This window comes from Arthrobacter sp. MYb214 (assembly GCF_002979865.1).
Classification (GTDB): domain Bacteria; phylum Actinomycetota; class Actinomycetes; order Actinomycetales; family Micrococcaceae; genus Glutamicibacter.
The window spans coordinates 118,049-134,137 of record NZ_PCPZ01000006.1 but is presented as its reverse complement, the minus strand read 5'-3'; the positions used below and the strand labels follow the sequence as shown (position 1 = coordinate 134,137).

Below are 16,089 nucleotides of genomic sequence, written 5' to 3'. Positions count from 1 at the left end.
TTTAACTCCAGCAGTTCTCGGTCCGGAAGGCGTCCTCGTGAAGTCAGTGCGTTCTCTCTTAGATCCCTATGACCGGACCAATGATCCCGATGCTGTGGTGCACCGCCGCACCAGGGCTGCCAAAGACGAGATCACCAGCCAATGGCCAGCGTGGCTCAGCGCTGAACTAGTTGGGATATTCCAGGGACTGGGCATCCAGCAGCCTTGGCTGCACCAGGCCCAAGCAGCCAACCTCATCCACGAGGGCCACCACACCATAGTTTCCACCGGTACCGCCTCAGGCAAGTCCATGGCCTACCTGATGCCAAGTCTGGAACAGTTGTACCAGGCGAAGGACAGCGGATTCAACGATGCTGATGCCGGTTCATCGGTGCTTTATATCTGCCCAACCAAAGCACTGGCAGCCGACCAGCTTTCCGCTGTGGAGTCCCTAGGCGTTCCCGGGGTCCGAGCCGCTCCCTACGATGGCGATACCGACCAGGCCACCCGTGCTTGGGTACGCCAGCACGCCAACTTCGTCTTCACCAACCCAGATATGCTGCACCGCGGCATCCTGCCCAACCATCCGGCCTGGTCCAGATTCTTCAAGCGCCTTCGCTACATCATTATCGACGAGGCCCATTCCTACCGTGGGGTCTTTGGCGCACACGTAGCCAACCTGATGCGCCGGTTGCGTCGCATTTGCGCCTATTACGGCAGCTGCCCGGTCTTGATCGGTGCGTCCGCGACGAGCTCAGACCCCGAAGCATCCTTCGGGCGTCTCATTGGGGCGCCAGCTCAAGCGGTGACCAACGATTTCTCCGCCAGCGGTGAACTGGTGATGGCCTTGTGGGAACCTCCGATGAGTGATCACCGCGGTGAAAATGGTGCGCCGGTACGGCGTACCGCCATCGCCGAGAGCGCTTCGATCCTCACCGATCTGATGGCTGATCATATTCGAACCATTGTCTTCATCAAGTCCCGCCGCGGTGCTGAAACAATCGCAACGCTCACCCGCAAGCATCTGGAAAAATTTGCACCGGATCTATCCGTCCGGCTTGCAGCGTACCGCTCGGGCTACTTGCCTAATGAACGCCGTGAGGTGGAAAAGCAATTGCGCAGTGGCGAGCTGCTGGGTGTCACCTCAACTTCGGCACTGGAACTGGGCATCGATATTGCGGGGCTGGACGCGGTAGTGGTGGCTGGGTGGCCAGGCACCCGCGCATCGTTCTTCCAGCAAATCGGCCGTGCCGGACGTTCGGGCCAGGATGCGCTGGCGATCTTTGTCGCAGCTGAAGATCCGTTGGACACCTACCTGGCACATCATCCCGAAGCCATCTTCGATTTGGGTGTCGAAGCGACAGTCTTTGATCCGCAGAATAAGTATGTGCTTAGCGGCCACCTCTGCGCCGCCGCGCAAGAATCTCCCCTGCGCCCGGAGGAGTTGGAAATTTTCGGTCCGCAGACCGAACAGCTTCTGGATTCGCTGGTGCAACGCGGCTACTTGCGCCGGCGCCCGGCTGGATGGTTCTGGACGCATCCGCAACATGCGGCAGGGATGTTCTCCATTCGGGCCGATGGCGGTGGACCAGTGGACATCATCGATGCGGAAACCGGCGCTCTGCTAGGCACGATGGATTCCCCGCAAACGCATTATCAGGCGCATCCCGGGGCCATCTACGTCCATCAGGGTGCCAGCTACCATGTGGAAGAACTTGATGAGCAGAACCACGTGGTGATCGTGACTCGGGTGAATCCGGATTACTACACCACGGCGCGTGATCTCACCACGGTTGCCATTGATTCCGAGGAACGCAGCCGTAACCACCGAGAACTGACGATTCATTTCGGTGAAGTCACTGTGACCACCCAGGTCGTGTCTTTCCAGCGGAAGTCGGTGGCTTCTAATGAAGTGCTGTCCGAAGAACCGTTGGAGCTTGAAGCCCGGGATCTGAATACCAAGTCCATTTGGTTCACCCTGACCGAGCAGCGATTGCTTCGAGCTGGTTTGGAGGTAGATCAGTTCCCCGGAGCCTTGCATGCTGCCGAGCATGCCATGATCGGGTTGCTGCCGCTGGTTGCTACCAGCGACCGTTGGGATATCGGCGGAGTATCCACTGCGCTGCACATGGATACCGGCCATCCGACAATTTTCGTCTATGACGCGCAGCCTGGCGGTGCTGGATTCGCCGAGCGTGGTTTCGAGCGCTTCACCGATTGGATCCGGGCCACCCGGGATGCCATCGAGGCCTGCGAATGCCAGCACGGCTGCCCAAGCTGCGTGCAGTCCCCCAAGTGCGGTAACCGCAATAATCCATTGGACAAGGCTGGAGCGATCTTGCTGTTGACGGCCGTGCTTGACGACGTGGAGCCAGCGCACCACCGCTAACCGCTTCCGCCATGCTCACCGCCCCGGTGCATCCAGTGGCGGTGCTCCCGCCCGTGCCTGGGCTTCGGCCAGATACAGTTCTATGCCCATGGCACGGAATCCGACAGGAACGTTCGTCGTAACGCGCACCGACTGGCCGTCGGGTTCCACCATGCATGCTGCCAGCAGTGCACCGTTGGATTCGGCCAACAACGCCGCAACTGTGCAGGGGTCCCCGCTGCGCAACCCGCGGGCCGTATCCGCAGCAGCCAGCGCCGACAGATCGGCGGCGCTGGCAGCCTGCATCGCGGCTCGGGTTGCTGCAACCCATGCCAAGACGGCACCGGCAATTAGCAGTGCAACAACCACGAGCGCTGTTGCCATGACCGTTCCGCTACCCTGTTCGCTTCGAAGGCTCCGCCGCTTTTTCATTCGACGGCCACGCTGGCTTGTCCATGGATTTGAAGGCTGCCAACGATTGGAAGGCTCACCGATTTGCTGACGTGAACCTGCCAGTAGCCGTTGGCTGTTGAGAGCGAGAAACGGGCTTGGCTTCCTGCCAGCCTCACGCCGCTGGCGCGAGCGGTTGCATCGTCCTCGCCGCGGGCCAATTCCCTGGCCATGGCCCCGGCTGCCTGCTGAACTTGGATCTGCTGGATCCCGACGACACCCAAGCACAAACCCAAGGACAGCATCATGGCAACCGCGGGTAGCAGCACCGCAAATTCGGCGGTGCTGCTACCCGATTCGTCGCTGAAGCTCATGGCCTACAGCGACAGCGCTTTAGTAATCAGGCCCATCAGCATGCCACGTACGTCGCCGCTGGACAGGATGCTGATCAGCAAGCCGGCAAAAGCCACGGCAGCCAGCGTGACCATAGCAAATTCGGCGGTGGTGGATCCCTGCTCTTCTCGCAGCAGATCCCTGATTTCCCGGAACCGTCGGTTCATTGTGTTGTCCTTTCTAGACTGTCATCCCCGGCGTCGATACCGTGGATGTTGTGCTTCTACCATCGGCGAGCGCCGCGGGCAGCAACATGGGTTTCCTACGAGCTGGGCATAACCTTCGGCCGGGGATTACTGGTAGCTGGGGAATAGCGCGATGATCAGTGGAACCACGCCCAGGGCGATGAAAGCCGGCAGTGCGCAGGCCCCTAGAGGCAGTACGAGCCTGGTACCGAATTGCGCTCCGAGGCGCGCGACTTTCTGTGCATGTTCACGGCGTTGCAGAATCGCGGTATTTCGTAGCAGATTGGCTGCCGGCGCTCCGGTCATGTGGGCAAAGTGCAGTGCTCTCCGCAGCGGGTCGAGCCAGGGCGGAGCGGCTTCCCAGGCTTTGTCCCACGCCATGTTCATTTCCAAGCAGCGCGCTACGCTGCGCAGCACCGCGCACTGTTCAATGCTGTGACCGAGCAGATCGAGGATCTCGGTGATGGGCATCCCCGAGTCCAACAGGCTGGCGCTCAGATCCAGGATCAGCTCGACAGGTTTTTCATCTTCCTGCCGTCTTTTCCCAAGGCACTGCGGCGCCTTGCCTTCTCGACTTTTCGAGTTGGGCCGTCCTAATGCCAAAGCGATGGAAAGCGCCCCTAGAAGCAGAATCAGAACGATCATGACAGTGCCTGGCTAGTGGTTGCCTGCATGAGCCGCCGGCACCAGATCCGGTTGGCGATCCACAGCAATGCTCCAATGAGCACGCTGAGTTGCGCCGCCCATGATCGGCCTATCGTGCCCAGAACATCAATGCCCACAAGCAGACCGAATCCAAACCCGACTAGTGGAAGCCATGTCAGCAACTTAGTCGTTGCTTTCGGGCCAGCCATAGCCGCCTCGAATGCTTGCTGGGCTACTAGGGCGCATTCGAGGTCTTCGGCTAGCCGTTCCAGCACATCGGCAAGGCTTGCGCCGCTGCGTTCGGAGAGTTCCAGGCACCAGTGCAGTCGTCGCACCGCTGGACCTTGTCCCTGCTCCGCCGGAAGACCGGGTCCGGGAGCGCTGTTGTTTAGCCGATGCGTTGCTTGGAGGTCTTTGAGCGCTCGGATGATGTTCCCGCTGTCGTCCTCGGCCTCCAGCAACGCATCAACTGCGGGATGGAAATCCAATCCGCTTCGGAGCAGCGCCGAGAGTTCACGAATGATGCGGGCATCGGTGCTCAGTACCTGGTCATCGTCCGTGTGGCGTTCCGCCCCGCGATCCCGGAGCCTGCGCAGGGAACCCGCTTTGATTTTGCTTGCCGGGTGCGCGGGGATCCACAGCCACAAGGCCAGTGCGCCAAAGATGAGGATCAGCATTGGTCAACGCTCCTTGGCGTGCTCATCGCCTAGCGCCTTGGCAATGGTGCGCGTGAGCGATGGGCCAAATCTGTTCGCCAGGAAGCTTTGCCCGTAGTCGGCCAGCGGTTCGGCGGCGTCCAGGTCTATCAGGCGCCGCATGTGCATCTGGCCATCGCTACCGGTGTCCAAGCGTCCAAGGGCCACCGGTCCGCGCTGCCCTTGGCTCCCCCTGTTCATGTGAATGACAAGATCCAAGGCGCTGGAGGCCTGCAACGAAGTCGCCTGCACGCTCCATCCGGCGAGCGCACCCAGCGCCGCCAAGCGGGCCGGAACTGACTGCGGGTTGTTGGCGTGCATGGTGCCTGCGGCTCCCTGATGCCCCGTGTTCATGGCTGCAAGAAAATCGCGTATTTCCTCCCCACGGCATTCGCCAACGACCAGTCGGTCAGGGCGCATGCGCAGGGCTTGGACAACCAAGTCCTTCAGCCGCACCTGGCCGGCAGATTCGACGTTGGCCGACCGGGTTTGCAAGGACACAACATGCGGGTGCGGCACATGCAGTTCTTGCGAGTCTTCCACGATGACCAGACGGTGCCGCGGATTGGCTTCGGCAAGCATGGCTTGCAGGAGGGTAGTTTTGCCGCTGCCGGTTCCTCCGGTAATCAGGAAGTTCATCTGGCGTTCCACGATGGCTTGAAGCAGCGGTAGCCAGAACCCGTTCGATCCTTCCAGGACGGTGCCCAGTTCGAGCTGGGCACTGCGCTTGACGCGAATCGAGATCAGCGGTCCGGCTGTGGCAATTGGAGGCAGTACAGCGTGGACGCGGTAATTCTTCAAGCTCATGTCCATGAACGGGCTAGCTGAATCGAGCCGTCGGCCCGCAAGGGTTGCAAGATGGACGGCCAGGGTCCGAACCTGCTCTGGGGAAGAAAACCGGAATTCGGTGGGCTGCAGGCCGGCCGGAGAATCCGTCCAGACCATCCCTTGCCCGTCGACCAGGACATCGGTCACCTCGGGCCGCTGTGCGAAAGGCTCGAGGATTGATATTCCTGCCACTTCGTTCTGCAGCGATTCCAGCGATTGTGCGGCACCTTGGGAACCCAGAGCCGCGCCGGAGTCGTGAACAGCTCCTGCCAAGGCAATCGCATCAAGCTGCCCGCCGGTGAGCAATGCGCGTTCACGCACGGATTCAAGGATTTTGGCATCCAGCACAGGCCCGCCCGTTGATGGGTTGGCGTTGTGGCTATGCCGGCCCGGGCTCATGGGTGCTGCTCCTTCATTTGCGGTATCAGGCAGAGGTTGGACAGGTGCTGGCGCAATGCCCGGGATTTGAAACTGTCGTATAATTGGCCGCGCTCGATCGCTTTGCTGATCCGGGGAAAATCGGGGAAGGCACCAAGAATCTGAGGAAAACCCGCAGGGGTGCTGCGTAGTTTCTGTTCCCCGCACAGCACCACTTCCCCAGAGGCTGGCACGGTCAACGAACTGGCAGTGGCGATATTCCGGTCTATGAATTGGTTCAGTGCCAGCCGTTGCGGATGCGGTGCGCGCCCGGCATCCACTACGACCAGATCGAATCCTTGCCGGGCGGCGGCCAGCAGGCGGATCACCAGCTGGTCCTCCAGCTCATGCGTTCTGCTTGCCTGGGACCAGGTCAAGATCGCGGTATCGCGAAGCTTCGGCAGCGTTTCAGCCAGTTGATGAGCAGCAAGCGCGCCACCGGATTGCCGCAATTCTTCCCATCCAATTCCCGTTGGCGGTTGGGTGCAAACCAGCGGCCAAGCGCCCTGGGAATGCGGATCCAGATCAATCATGGCGCTGCGAAGACCACTTAATGTCCCGGCATGCGCCAGCAACAGGGCCAGGGTCGTTGTTCCCAGCCCGCCTGCTGTGGAATGCAGTGCCAGTGTGTGTCCATGCCCTGCCCTCATGGCCCATAGACCCAGGTACTCGCCGAGCCATTGGCTGGCCGAGGGCAAAACTGCCACCCTTGCCTTGGGAATTCTGCTGGCCAAGCTCCACACGATGGCCTCGCCATCTTCCAGACCGACCAGGACATCCACCGGCCGGCTCGTGTTTTCGGCTAGTGCTGCCATGTCGCTGCCCCACAGCACCGGCCCAGAACCATCGGCGGGCAGCAGCTGCGGGTCGGTGCATTTGTTGATTCTCACCGCCGCGCCGACCGCGATCACTGCGCATCGCTCAATAATCCGTGCATCGTTGCTCACGATGGTGCAGATCGGTTCATCTTCCGCCGTGCGGTCAGCCGCTGCCGGCCTCCTGGTGCTGTTCGGAGGCGCCTGCGCGAAATCCAGTTCAGTCATCACGAATCGTTGGGTGTTCTTCAGCGGTTTAGCCGATGAGGACTCTGATAGCCATTTCATGCATCGAGCGTGGCATCTGCCCAATCATTTGCGTGCCGCTCGCCAACCAACTGGGGATATCGGCCGCTGGCACGGCACAATAGATCCATGAGTGCCATCGCTTTCCTTGCTGCCGATCCTGATGGCTATGCCCTGATCGATCTTCGCGACCAGTACTCTGGCAACTCGCTGCAGCCGGTCGCCTCGGTATCCCGGGATGATTTTGCCGGATTTGTTGCCGAAATCGAAGCACGGCATTCGCCCCGATGGGCCATGCTCCGCACCACCCCGTGGATGCAGCCGCTTGTTTCTGCCGGTGTTCATCTGGCCAAGGCTTGCATTCTCTCCTTGGCCCAACGCATCTTGCACCGCTCGCCGCTGAGTGAGGAAAAGCTCGAAGACTTCGATCTTGAACGACCAGTTCAGGCTCACGAAAGGGCCAACCAGGATGCGCTCTTTGCCGCCCCGACCTCCGGCGAATCCCTTTCCGAGCTCGTAGCCATGTACGTTGCCCAGCGCAAGGCGTTGCCGCAGGATCCCAGCACCCGTCAGCGTCTGGAATTATTGATCCACGCCGAATCGGTAGGTGCGTTGATTGCCTGCGAGATGGAAGCGGCCGGTTTGTCGTGGGATGAAGCCGGACACCGCGCCCTGCTGCGCGAGCAATTGGGCGAACGCGTATCCGACTATGGACGGCCGCCGAAACTCGCGGCCAAGGCCCAGCAATTGGCCAAGGCATTAGGCAGTCCCGGGCTCAACCCGGATTCGCCGCAGGAGCTGTTGCGCGCCCTGCATAAGGCCGGTTTTGCGGTGAGCTCGGTGCGGGCCTGGGAACTGGAGCAGATCAAGCATCCATTGATTTCTGAGGCTCTTGAATACAAGAAACTCTCGCGCCTTGCCAGCACCCATGGTGATGCGTGGTTGGATCAATGGGTGAAAGGCGGCCGCTTCCATCCGCATTATGTGCTGGGAACGGTGACTTCAGGACGCTGGGCCGCTTCTGGTGGCGGGGCGCTCCAATTGCCGCATTCCATCCGGCAGGTCGTGCGCACCCGTCCCGGCTCGACGTTTGTGGTGGCCGACGGGAGGCAACTGGAACCTCGAATCCTGGCAGCTATTTCCAATGACCAGCAATTGCAAAAAGCAGGCCAGCAAGATGACCTGTACCAGTGGCTGCTCGATGCCCAGCTCGTGGCTTCCCGAGATGATGCCAAGCTGGGCATGCTCTCGGTCATCTACGGCGGTGGCGGCGGTGCTTCAGGTGCAGTGGGTGCGGCCCTGACCCGCAGTTTTCCCACCGCCATGCGTTTTGTCGAACAGGCAGCTCTTGCCGGCGAGCAAGGTGAAGGCGTGCGCAGTTTCCTCGGCCGCGGCTGCCCGCCAGCCGATGAGCAGTGGCTGCAGGCGCAGAAAGCTACCAACGATGAAGCATCGCAGCGGGCTGCTGACGGCGCGGCGAGAGCCCGCGGCCGGTTCACCAGGAACTTTGTCGTACAGGCGACCGCCGCGGAGTGGGCTTTGGTGTGGATGGGCCACGCACGGCACCTGATCCATCAGGCCGGGTGGAGCCGGACCTGCCGCCAGGTGTTCTTTGTCCATGACGAAATCGTCTTTGAATGCCCCACCGAATTGGCTGGGCAACTGCAGGAGCTCATCCGGCATGCGGCCATGCTCGCCGGGCGTTCCCTGTTCGGCCAGGCCTCGCCGCGCTTCCCGGTCAGTGTTGCGATCTCCGGGAACTACGCGGATGCGAAGTAGCCGGCTTCAGGCCATGCGCAGTTCACGGCGGTTGTTCCACGGCTGGGTCCAACCCAGCTCGTTGAACAGCCTGTCCAGCACGATCGCGGTGAAGCCCCAGATGATCCGGTCTTCAAAATCGAAGGCCGGGGACTTGAACTTCTGATTGCCGCGCTGCACCACGCCGGTCAGGCGATTCCTCGGCTCCAGCAGGTGCGCCACCGGGGCGCGGAATACGCCGGCGCTTTCGGCCGGGTCAGCCGGATAAACCCTGGATTCGGTATGCCACCAGCCAATCACCGGGGTGACCAGGAAGTTCGAAACCGGCAATTCGGTTTCCCCCAAGGTGCCCAGGACCTCGATCCCGGAGGTGTCCACGCCAGTTTCCTCCCACGCCTCGCGCAAGGCGGCGTCGGCAACGCTCGAATCCTCCTGGTCGATCCCGCCTCCGGGGAAAGCGATCTGGCCCGCGTGCTTGCGCAGGGTCGCGGCGCGCTCCACGAACAGCACGTCCAGATCGCCGGCCCGGGAGTGCGGCTCCAGGGCCGCTTCGCCGGCAGCACCGAACAGGATCAGTACCGCGGCACGGCGTGCAGCACCGAGCTCGATATCGCTCATCACCCATTCGCTGGGCAGTTTCTGCGTTGCCCCGACCTGTGCCGTGTGGCGGGCAATTACTTTTTCCAGTTCCAAGCGCGCGCTCATGCGTCCAATCCGTATCCTTCAGCCCTCAGCTCGCGGCGGGTTGCGCCGGCGATCATTTTCGCCAGCAATTCTTCCCGTCCTGGTGCGAGCTCATACTTGAGCAACGCTGTGGCCTTGGCAGGTATTTCCTCGCCGATGCCGAACGAGGGGCAAAGCTTGGCGATGGCGCAGGCCCCGCAGGCAGGTTTGCGCGAGTGGCAGACGCGGCGGCCATGGAAGACCACGCGGTGGCTGAGCATCGTCCAGTCGCGTTTTTCGAACAGTTCCCCCACCGCGTGCTCGACCTTGACCGGATCGGTTTCATCGGTCCACCCAAAGCGGTTGGCCAGGCGCCCGAAGTGGGTGTCCACGGTGATTCCGGGAACACCGAAGGCATTTCCCAGCACGACGTTGGCGGTTTTGCGTCCCACCCCGGGAAGCTTCACCAGCTCTTCGAGCTTGGCTGGCACTTCTCCGTCAAAGCGTTCAACCAAGGCGGCGGATAGCCCGAGCAGGGAGTCCGTCTTGGCGCGGAAGAAACCGGTGGGGCGGATCAGCTGCTCAAGCTCGCCCCGTTCGGCTTGGCTCATTGCGTGGGCGTCCGGGAAACGGGCGAAGAGCGCTGGAGTGATGGCATTGACCCGCACGTCGGTGGTCTGCGCGGAGAGCACGGTGGCTACCAGCAGTTCGAAGGGGTTCTCGAAGTCCAGTTCGGGCACCGCGTAGGGGTAGGCCTTCGCCAGTTCCCGGTTGATCTTGCGTGCCCGGCGCTTCAGCCCCAGCTCGGTTTCGTTGTCCAATTTCTTCGCCACGCTTTAGATCGTGTCATGAGGGCGTGAAGTTTTCACCCTTGGACACCATCTTGGCGTGCTGTTCATCGCGTGCAGCTAACCGCTCGGCGCACAAATTACCCCATTTCCCCTTTCCCGGTGACACAAAGCACACCGGCCCTGCTGGAGGATGTAACTTTGATCACAGGGAAATATTTGTGACTACGCGGAAGGACGCGAACACAGTGAGTGATTCGAAAACCTTGGATAACCTGTCGACCGAAACCCGTTCCTTTGCCCCGAGCAAGGACTTCAGCGATCAGGCCATCGCAACGCAGGCCCGCTACGACGCAGCCAAGGCAGACCGCTTGGGCTATTGGGCGGACCAGGCACGCCAGGTACTGACCTGGGACACCGATTTTACTGAAACCTTGGACTGGTCGCAGGCACCGGTGGCCAAGTGGTTCGTCGGCGGCAAGCTCAACGCGGCCTACAACGCGCTGGACCGCCATGTGGAAAACGGCCTGAGCGACCGCGTCGCAATCTACTTCGAAGGCGAGCCGGGCGATACCCGCACCTACACTTACGCGCAGCTGACCGAAGAGGTCAAGAAGGCCGCCAACGCTTTCGAATCCCTGGGTGTGGCCAAGGGCGACCGCGTGGCCGTCTACCTGCCGATGATCCCGGAAGCCGTCATCACCATGCTGGCCTGCGCCCGCATCGGCGCCATCCACTCGGTGGTCTTCGGCGGCTTCTCCGCCGACGCGCTGCGCAGCCGCATCGATGATGCGGACGCCAAGCTCGTGGTCACCGCCGATGGCACCTGGCGCCGCGGCAAGCCGTCCTCGCTGAAGCCGGCAGTGGATGCGGCGCTGGAAGCACCGGGCCACACCGTGGAAAACGTGCTGGTGGTCAAGCGCAACGGCGAGCCCACCGAATTCGGCGCACTGGACAAGTGGTGGGATGACGTCGTCGGCACCGCCGCCACCGAGCACACTGCGGTAGCCCACGACTCCGAGCACCCGTTGTTCGTGCTGTATACCTCGGGCACCACTGGCAAGCCCAAGGGCATTGTGCACACCACCGGCGGCTTCTTGGCCCAGGGCGCCGTGACCCACCGCGACACCTTCGATTTGCACCCGGAAACCGACGTGTACTGGTGCACCGCGGACATCGGCTGGGTGACCGGCCATTCCTACGTCACCTACGCGCCGCTGGTCAACGGCGCCACCCAGGTGATCTACGAGGGCACCCCGGATACCCCGCACCAGGGCCGCTGGTGGGAACTGGTGGAAAAGTACGGCGTCACCATCCTGTACACCGCGCCCACCGCAATCCGCACCTTCATGAAGTGGGGCCGCGAGATCCCCGATGGCTACGACCTGTCTTCCCTGCGCGTGCTGGGTTCGGTGGGCGAACCGATCAACCCGGAAGCATGGATGTGGTACCGCGATGCCATCGGCACCAACAACGGCAAGAACGGCGAACGCAAGGAACACCCGGCCCCGATCGTGGACACCTGGTGGCAGACCGAAACCGGCGCGCACATGATCGCTCCGCTGCCGGGCGTCACCGCAACCAAGCCGGGTTCGGCCCAGGTGGCCGTGCCGGGCGTCGCCATTGACGTGGTGGATGAAGCTGGCGAATCCGTGGCCGACGGCGAGGGCGGCTTCCTGGTCATCCGCGAGCCGTGGCCAGCGATGCTGCGCGGCATCTGGGGCGACATGGAACGCTACAAGGACACCTACTGGTCGCGGTTCGAGAACATGTACTTCGCTGGCGACGGTGCGAAGAAGGACGCCGATGGCGATATCTGGCTGCTGGGCCGCGTGGATGACGTGATGAACGTCTCCGGGCACCGCCTGTCCACCACCGAGATCGAGTCCTCGCTGGTCGCCCACCCATACGTGGCAGAGGCCGCCGTGGTGGGAGCGAAGGACGAGACCACCGGCGAGGCCGTGGTGGCCTTCGTGATCCTGCAAACCGAGCCGGCGGAAGGCGAGGATGTGTTGGCGACCCTGCGCAACCACGTGGGCAAGGACATCGGCCCGATCGCCAAGCCGAAGCATGTGCTGGTGGTTCCGGAACTGCCTAAGACCCGCTCGGGCAAGATCATGCGCCGCCTGCTCAAGGACGTGGCCGAGGGCCGCGAGGTCGGCGATGCCACCACGCTGTCCGATTCAACGGTGATGAGCCAGATCGCGCAGTCCATGGGCAAATAGCCTCAGCACGCCCCAGTGCAGCAAGCCGCCGTTCGTCCACACCGCTGGTGTGGACGAACGGCGGCTTCTTGTATTACGGGGCCAAAGAATTCGGGCGGGAATTTCCCGGTTGTGTAATAGATTTGAGTTCATGACTGAGAACGCATCGAACACCATCTTGCTGCTCAACGGCCCCAACCTGAATCTGCTGGGCACCCGCGAGCCGGAAATCTATGGCCACGACACCCTGGCCGATGTTGAGCAGCTGGCCCGGGAAACCGCTGCGGCCCTCGGCTTCGAATTGCGCGCCTTGCAGTCCAACCATGAGGGTGTGCTCATCGACGCGATTCACGAGGCCCGCACTACCGCAGCCGGCATCATCATGAACCCCGGCGCATTCACCCATACCTCTGTGGCTATTGCCGATGCCATCAGCGGCGTGCAGTTGCCAGCCATCGAGGTGCACATCTCGAACGTGCACAAGCGTGAAGCGTTCCGCCACCATTCCTTCATCTCGCCGGTAGCCAGCTCGATCATCATCGGTGCGGGCGTGCACGGCTACAAGCTGGCGGTTCAGCAGCTCGCGCATTTGCTGGGCAAATAGCCGCAAGCCCTAGCCGGTGACGCAGTCGCCTGTTTTGATGCTGGTGCGCCGATCGCCGCCCAGCTCCATGGCGTTCTCGATCTCTTCGAGGCTCAGGGCGAAGCCGACCTCGTCATCGCTGCGCGACTTGGCGAAGATCAAGCCCACCGCGTCGCCGGATTCATCCAGCAGCGGTCCGCCGGAATTGCCCTGGGCTACTTCCGCGGTGAGCTGGTAGACAGAGATTCGAGATGGGTCCGCGCCATAGATATTGGCAATGGAAACGAAGGCACGGGAAGCGATCAAGGCTCCGCGGATCTGCTGCGGGCCGCCCGCTGGGTGCCCGACAAAGGTTGCCGAGTCGCCGCGCATCAGGTCATCAGCGGCGAGGTCGATAGGCTCTGCCTCCAGCCCTTCGACGTAAAGCAGCGCGATGTCGGCCTTGGGATCGAAATAAACAACCTTTCCGCGGTGAACTTCGTCACCGCCGACCTCCACGGTTGCCGCGCTCAATCCGGCGACCACGTGCGCGTTGGTCATGACCAGCTCGTGGTCGACAACGAAGCCTGAGCCGGTCAGGTTCACACCGCATTGCACCGCGGTACCGGAGATCTTGGCGGCCGATTGGGCAGCGGCCAGCTGCAGGTCGTTAGCTGCCCATTCGGTGTTGGCCGGCGCCTGGACCGGGGGCGCGAAAGGCTCCAGGAATGCGGGGAGGGTTTCGGCGATCACCTTGGAGCGTGCGGTGGAAATCGCGGCATCGACAAACTCGGGTGTCAGGCCACGAATCGAGTCGATCATCTTGGACTTGCTGATCTCCAGCGAAAGCCTTGGAATACCCATGCTTGAAGTGGAAAAGGCCAAGCCACCGATGATTGTGGCGGTAATGAACACCGACAGCACGCCACCGGCAATGCGGTCCGCGGCACGCAGGAAATCGACATTCATCCAGTGGCGGATGCGGGTTGCAATCACCCGTCCCAGAGCTTGCCCGAGAATGATCAGCACGGCTGCGGTAGCTATCATCAGGCCGACCCGCCACCAGGGGTTCGTGGCGAAGGTGGAAACCAGCGGGATGGCGAAGAATGCGGCGACGCCGCCGACAATCAGGCCGAGCATGTCGCCAATGGTCAGCAGAAAACCTCGACGAACTCCAACAACGAAAAACGTCAGCAAAACAGCGCAGATGACTACGTCGAGCCAGCTGAAAATTCCGAGCACCAAGACCCCAGTTCATTCATAAAGTTCGTATAGACCCAAGGTACCCTTAGAAGCTGATGGATTTCTGCGAGCAGATTCGCGAGTTTTAGTCGAATGTGCGTGATTTTCAACATTTTCTTGGTTAAACCACGTGTGGAAACTGTCACATTGTTACCGAATACGGCACAATGAAGTAAGCGCCTACTACTGTTGACAGGAGATTTAATGGATATCGAGGTACTGCGTCGCGCGCCACTGTTTGCGTCGCTTGGTGATGAAGTATTCGCCGCGCTAACCGAAGAATTGACCGAGGTTGATCTCTCCCGCGGCGCATCGGTGTTCCGTGAAGGCGATCAGGGTGACCGTCTGTACTTCATCGTTTCGGGCAAGATCAAGCTGGGTCGCACCTCTTCGGATGGTCGCGAGAACCTGATTGCTGTTCTTGGCCCAGGCGAACTGTTTGGCGAGATGGCATTGTTCGATCCACACCCACGCAACGCAACTGCAACCGCCGTGTCCGAGACCCGCTTGGCGGGCCTGAGCCACGAGAACATGCGCAAGGCTATCTTGAACTCCCCTGAGGTCTCGATCCAGCTGCTGCAGGCTCTGGCTGCACGTCTGCGTCGTACCAATGAGTCCCTGGCCGATCTGGTCTTCTCTGACGTTCCTGGCCGTGTTGCCAAGGCTCTGTTGGATCTGGCTGACCGCTTCGGTCGCCCAGCTACCGACGGCATCCTGGTTGCCCACGAACTGACTCAGGAAGAGCTGGCTCAGCTCGTTGGTGCTTCCCGCGAAACCGTGAACAAGGCTCTGGCCGAGTTCGTGCAGCGCGGCTGGCTGCGCCTGGAAGCACGCGCCGTCGTGATCCTGGATATCCAGCGTCTGCGCCAGCGCTCGCGCTAAACCGCAGTGATGCAAACAGGCCGGGAATCCTTCAAGGATTCCCGGCCTGCTTTGTTTAAGTTCTGCTCTCAGTGCCCGGCAGTAGTCTGCCATGGGCGGGAGGATTCAGCGCTCATGGAGCCAAGGACTTCCAGATAGTAAATGCCATCGCGCACCAGCAGGTCCGGATGCTTGAGATTCAACGAACGGGCCCGCGAAAGGTAGGCGACCACTCCATTGGCCTCCGCCATGGCTTCCAGGATCATTTCCACCGCCGGGTAGCTAATCTCCGAGAGCGCGAGGTTCACTGTGTTGGGTTGGCCAACGCTGTCCCCCAGCTCGCTGGTGCTGCGTTTGGCCAATATTTCCCCGGCGGCACACCAGCGCCCCCATTTGCCTTTGCCGCGCAGCAAGGCAGCCTCCTGGCGGTTGGGCACGGTGGCAGTGAAGTACCAGGTGTCGAAGCGGCGCAGGGCAAAGTTCGGGTTGAGCCAGTGGGATACCGGACGCAAAAGGTCTGTGCGCAAGCCCAGTCCGCGGCGGCGCAGGAATTCGTCGAAGGCCAGGTCCTGTCCGGCGATTGCTTCGCGGGCGGTCATCCAGTCTTCTGCATCGGTCATTTCGACCACGGATTGCTCATCGGTGCCGGCCAGCAGGATTCCGGTCTCTTCGAAAAGCTCGCGAATGGCGCAAACGATGTATGCCTGCGCCAACTGCTGGTCCAGCATGTCCATGCGCTTGGACCATTGGGACAGGCTTGGACCGAACCATTGGTAGGTGGCACGGTCGCTCGCCTCGTGGCTGCCGCCGGGAAAGGCCACGTTGCCCAGTGGGGAGCCCCCGGGGCGATAAGTCAGATAGGTCTCCACGCCGTGGGAAGAATCCCTCACAAGGCAGATGGAGGACGCGCGCCGCGGGGTGCGCGGCGTGCGCGAACCGAAAGAGAACCAGTTTTCGGCGGTGGCAATTTGATGCGGCGGCAAATCAAAGAGCCGGCGCACCATACCGCTGCGCGGCCCCGCCGGGAATGCCCGTCGGGACCGCGCAGCA

General features: G+C 61.7%; 16 protein-coding genes. 5 read left to right on the top strand and 11 right to left on the bottom strand.

Annotation, left to right across the window (positions count from 1 at the left end):
* Positions 1–37 precede the first annotated feature (37 nt).
* Positions 38–2,368 (top strand): DEAD/DEAH box helicase, encoded by a 2,331-nt coding sequence (locus CQ012_RS14680; RefSeq protein WP_105656967.1) that lies wholly within the window; start codon positions 38–40, stop codon positions 2,366–2,368.
* 15 nt (positions 2,369–2,383) lie between these two features.
* On the opposite strand, the gene CQ012_RS14675 is transcribed toward CQ012_RS14680, so the two are convergent.
* From CQ012_RS14675 to CQ012_RS14645, 7 genes are all read right to left on the bottom strand, one after another.
* Entirely contained in the window at positions 2,384–2,779 is a 396-nt protein-coding gene (locus tag CQ012_RS14675) for an Rv3654c family TadE-like protein (protein ID WP_105656968.1), read from the bottom strand.
* Complete coding sequence (locus CQ012_RS14670; RefSeq protein WP_105656969.1) at positions 2,776–3,111, bottom strand: TadE family type IV pilus minor pilin; 336 nt, start codon at positions 3,109–3,111, stop codon at positions 2,776–2,778. The genes CQ012_RS14675 and CQ012_RS14670 overlap by 4 nt, the downstream gene beginning before the upstream one ends.
* Positions 3,112–3,114: 3 nt before the next feature.
* The gene (locus tag CQ012_RS14665; protein ID WP_105656970.1) at positions 3,115–3,297 is read right to left on the bottom strand and encodes a DUF4244 domain-containing protein; all 183 of its coding nucleotides are present in this window, start codon (positions 3,295–3,297) and stop codon (positions 3,115–3,117) included.
* A 126-nt stretch (positions 3,298–3,423) separates the two neighbouring features.
* A complete protein-coding gene (locus tag CQ012_RS14660) occupies positions 3,424–3,960 on the bottom strand; it encodes a type II secretion system F family protein (protein ID WP_105656971.1) in 537 nt (178 codons plus the stop codon).
* The gene (locus CQ012_RS14655; protein ID WP_105656972.1) at positions 3,957–4,637 is read right to left on the bottom strand and encodes a type II secretion system F family protein; all 681 of its coding nucleotides are present in this window, start codon (positions 4,635–4,637) and stop codon (positions 3,957–3,959) included. The genes CQ012_RS14660 and CQ012_RS14655 overlap by 4 nt, the downstream gene beginning before the upstream one ends.
* Positions 4,638–4,640: 3 nt before the next feature.
* Complete coding sequence (locus CQ012_RS14650; RefSeq protein ID WP_105656973.1) at positions 4,641–5,882, bottom strand: TadA family conjugal transfer-associated ATPase; 1,242 nt, start codon at positions 5,880–5,882, stop codon at positions 4,641–4,643.
* Positions 5,879–7,003 (bottom strand): CpaE-like family protein, encoded by a 1,125-nt coding sequence (locus CQ012_RS14645; protein ID WP_146112244.1) that lies wholly within the window; start codon positions 7,001–7,003, stop codon positions 5,879–5,881. Before CQ012_RS14645 ends, CQ012_RS14650 begins: the two co-directional genes overlap by 4 nt.
* 87 nt (positions 7,004–7,090) lie before the next feature.
* Between CQ012_RS14645 and CQ012_RS14640 the strand changes: the two genes are divergently transcribed.
* On the top strand, positions 7,091–8,740 hold the full coding sequence (locus CQ012_RS14640; RefSeq protein ID WP_105662535.1) for a bifunctional 3'-5' exonuclease/DNA polymerase: 1,650 nt from the start codon (positions 7,091–7,093) through the stop codon (positions 8,738–8,740).
* 6 nt (positions 8,741–8,746) lie between these two features.
* Here CQ012_RS14640 and CQ012_RS14635 read toward each other — a convergent pair whose 3' ends face one another.
* Together CQ012_RS14635 and nth are read right to left on the bottom strand one after the other, a co-directional pair.
* Positions 8,747–9,424, bottom strand: coding sequence for an NUDIX hydrolase (locus CQ012_RS14635; RefSeq protein ID WP_105656976.1), 678 nt, complete (start codon positions 9,422–9,424; stop codon positions 8,747–8,749).
* Positions 9,421–10,215 (bottom strand): endonuclease III, encoded by a 795-nt coding sequence (gene nth / locus CQ012_RS14630; RefSeq protein ID WP_105656977.1) that lies wholly within the window; start codon positions 10,213–10,215, stop codon positions 9,421–9,423. The genes CQ012_RS14635 and nth overlap by 4 nt, the downstream gene beginning before the upstream one ends.
* A 203-nt stretch (positions 10,216–10,418) precedes the next feature.
* On the opposite strand from nth, the gene acs reads away from it, so the two are divergent.
* A complete protein-coding gene (acs, locus tag CQ012_RS14625) occupies positions 10,419–12,395 on the top strand; it encodes an acetate--CoA ligase (RefSeq protein WP_105662534.1) in 1,977 nt (658 codons plus the stop codon).
* A 130-nt stretch (positions 12,396–12,525) separates the two neighbouring features.
* Positions 12,526–12,978 carry a type II 3-dehydroquinate dehydratase gene (aroQ, locus tag CQ012_RS14620; RefSeq protein ID WP_105656979.1) on the top strand — a complete coding sequence of 151 codons (453 nt, stop codon included), beginning with the start codon at positions 12,526–12,528 and terminating at the stop codon, positions 12,976–12,978.
* Between the two features lie 9 nt (positions 12,979–12,987).
* Here aroQ and CQ012_RS14615 read toward each other — a convergent pair whose 3' ends face one another.
* Positions 12,988–14,178 carry a MarP family serine protease gene (locus CQ012_RS14615; protein WP_286134139.1) on the bottom strand — a complete coding sequence of 397 codons (1,191 nt, stop codon included), beginning with the start codon at positions 14,176–14,178 and terminating at the stop codon, positions 12,988–12,990.
* Between the two features lie 204 nt (positions 14,179–14,382).
* Between CQ012_RS14615 and CQ012_RS14610 the strand changes: the two genes are divergently transcribed.
* The gene (locus CQ012_RS14610; protein ID WP_022874282.1) at positions 14,383–15,060 is read left to right on the top strand and encodes a Crp/Fnr family transcriptional regulator; all 678 of its coding nucleotides are present in this window, start codon (positions 14,383–14,385) and stop codon (positions 15,058–15,060) included.
* A 68-nt stretch (positions 15,061–15,128) separates the two neighbouring features.
* Here the strand turns inward: CQ012_RS14610 and CQ012_RS14605 are convergent, their stop codons facing one another.
* Positions 15,129–16,043: an NUDIX hydrolase gene (locus CQ012_RS14605; protein ID WP_105656981.1), complete on the bottom strand. Its 915-nt coding sequence runs from the start codon at positions 16,041–16,043 to the stop codon at positions 15,129–15,131.
* Between the last annotated feature and the right edge of the window lie 46 nt (positions 16,044–16,089).

What these genes read in the sequence shown, in the direction of transcription:
- CQ012_RS14675 (WP_105656968.1), bottom strand. Translation starts at nt 2,779, where the DNA reads ATGAAAAAGCGGCGGAGCCTTCGAAGCGAACAGGGTAGCGGAACGGTC.
- CQ012_RS14670 (WP_105656969.1), bottom strand. Translation starts at nt 3,111, where the DNA reads ATGAGCTTCAGCGACGAATCGGGTAGCAGCACCGCCGAATTTGCGGTG.
- CQ012_RS14665 (WP_105656970.1), bottom strand. Translation starts at nt 3,297, where the DNA reads ATGAACCGACGGTTCCGGGAAATCAGGGATCTGCTGCGAGAAGAGCAG.
- CQ012_RS14660 (WP_105656971.1), bottom strand. Translation starts at nt 3,960, where the DNA reads ATGATCGTTCTGATTCTGCTTCTAGGGGCGCTTTCCATCGCTTTGGCA.
- CQ012_RS14655 (WP_105656972.1), bottom strand. Translation starts at nt 4,637, where the DNA reads ATGCTGATCCTCATCTTTGGCGCACTGGCCTTGTGGCTGTGGATCCCC.
- CQ012_RS14650 (WP_105656973.1), bottom strand. Translation starts at nt 5,882, where the DNA reads ATGAGCCCGGGCCGGCATAGCCACAACGCCAACCCATCAACGGGCGGG.
- CQ012_RS14645 (WP_146112244.1), bottom strand. Translation starts at nt 7,003, where the DNA reads ATGAAATGGCTATCAGAGTCCTCATCGGCTAAACCGCTGAAGAACACC.
- CQ012_RS14640 (WP_105662535.1), top strand. Translation starts at nt 7,091, where the DNA reads ATGAGTGCCATCGCTTTCCTTGCTGCCGATCCTGATGGCTATGCCCTG.
- CQ012_RS14635 (WP_105656976.1), bottom strand. Translation starts at nt 9,424, where the DNA reads ATGAGCGCGCGCTTGGAACTGGAAAAAGTAATTGCCCGCCACACGGCA.
- aroQ (WP_105656979.1), top strand. Translation starts at nt 12,526, where the DNA reads ATGACTGAGAACGCATCGAACACCATCTTGCTGCTCAACGGCCCCAAC.
- CQ012_RS14610 (WP_022874282.1), top strand. Translation starts at nt 14,383, where the DNA reads ATGGATATCGAGGTACTGCGTCGCGCGCCACTGTTTGCGTCGCTTGGT.
- CQ012_RS14605 (WP_105656981.1), bottom strand. Translation starts at nt 16,043, where the DNA reads ATGGTGCGCCGGCTCTTTGATTTGCCGCCGCATCAAATTGCCACCGCC.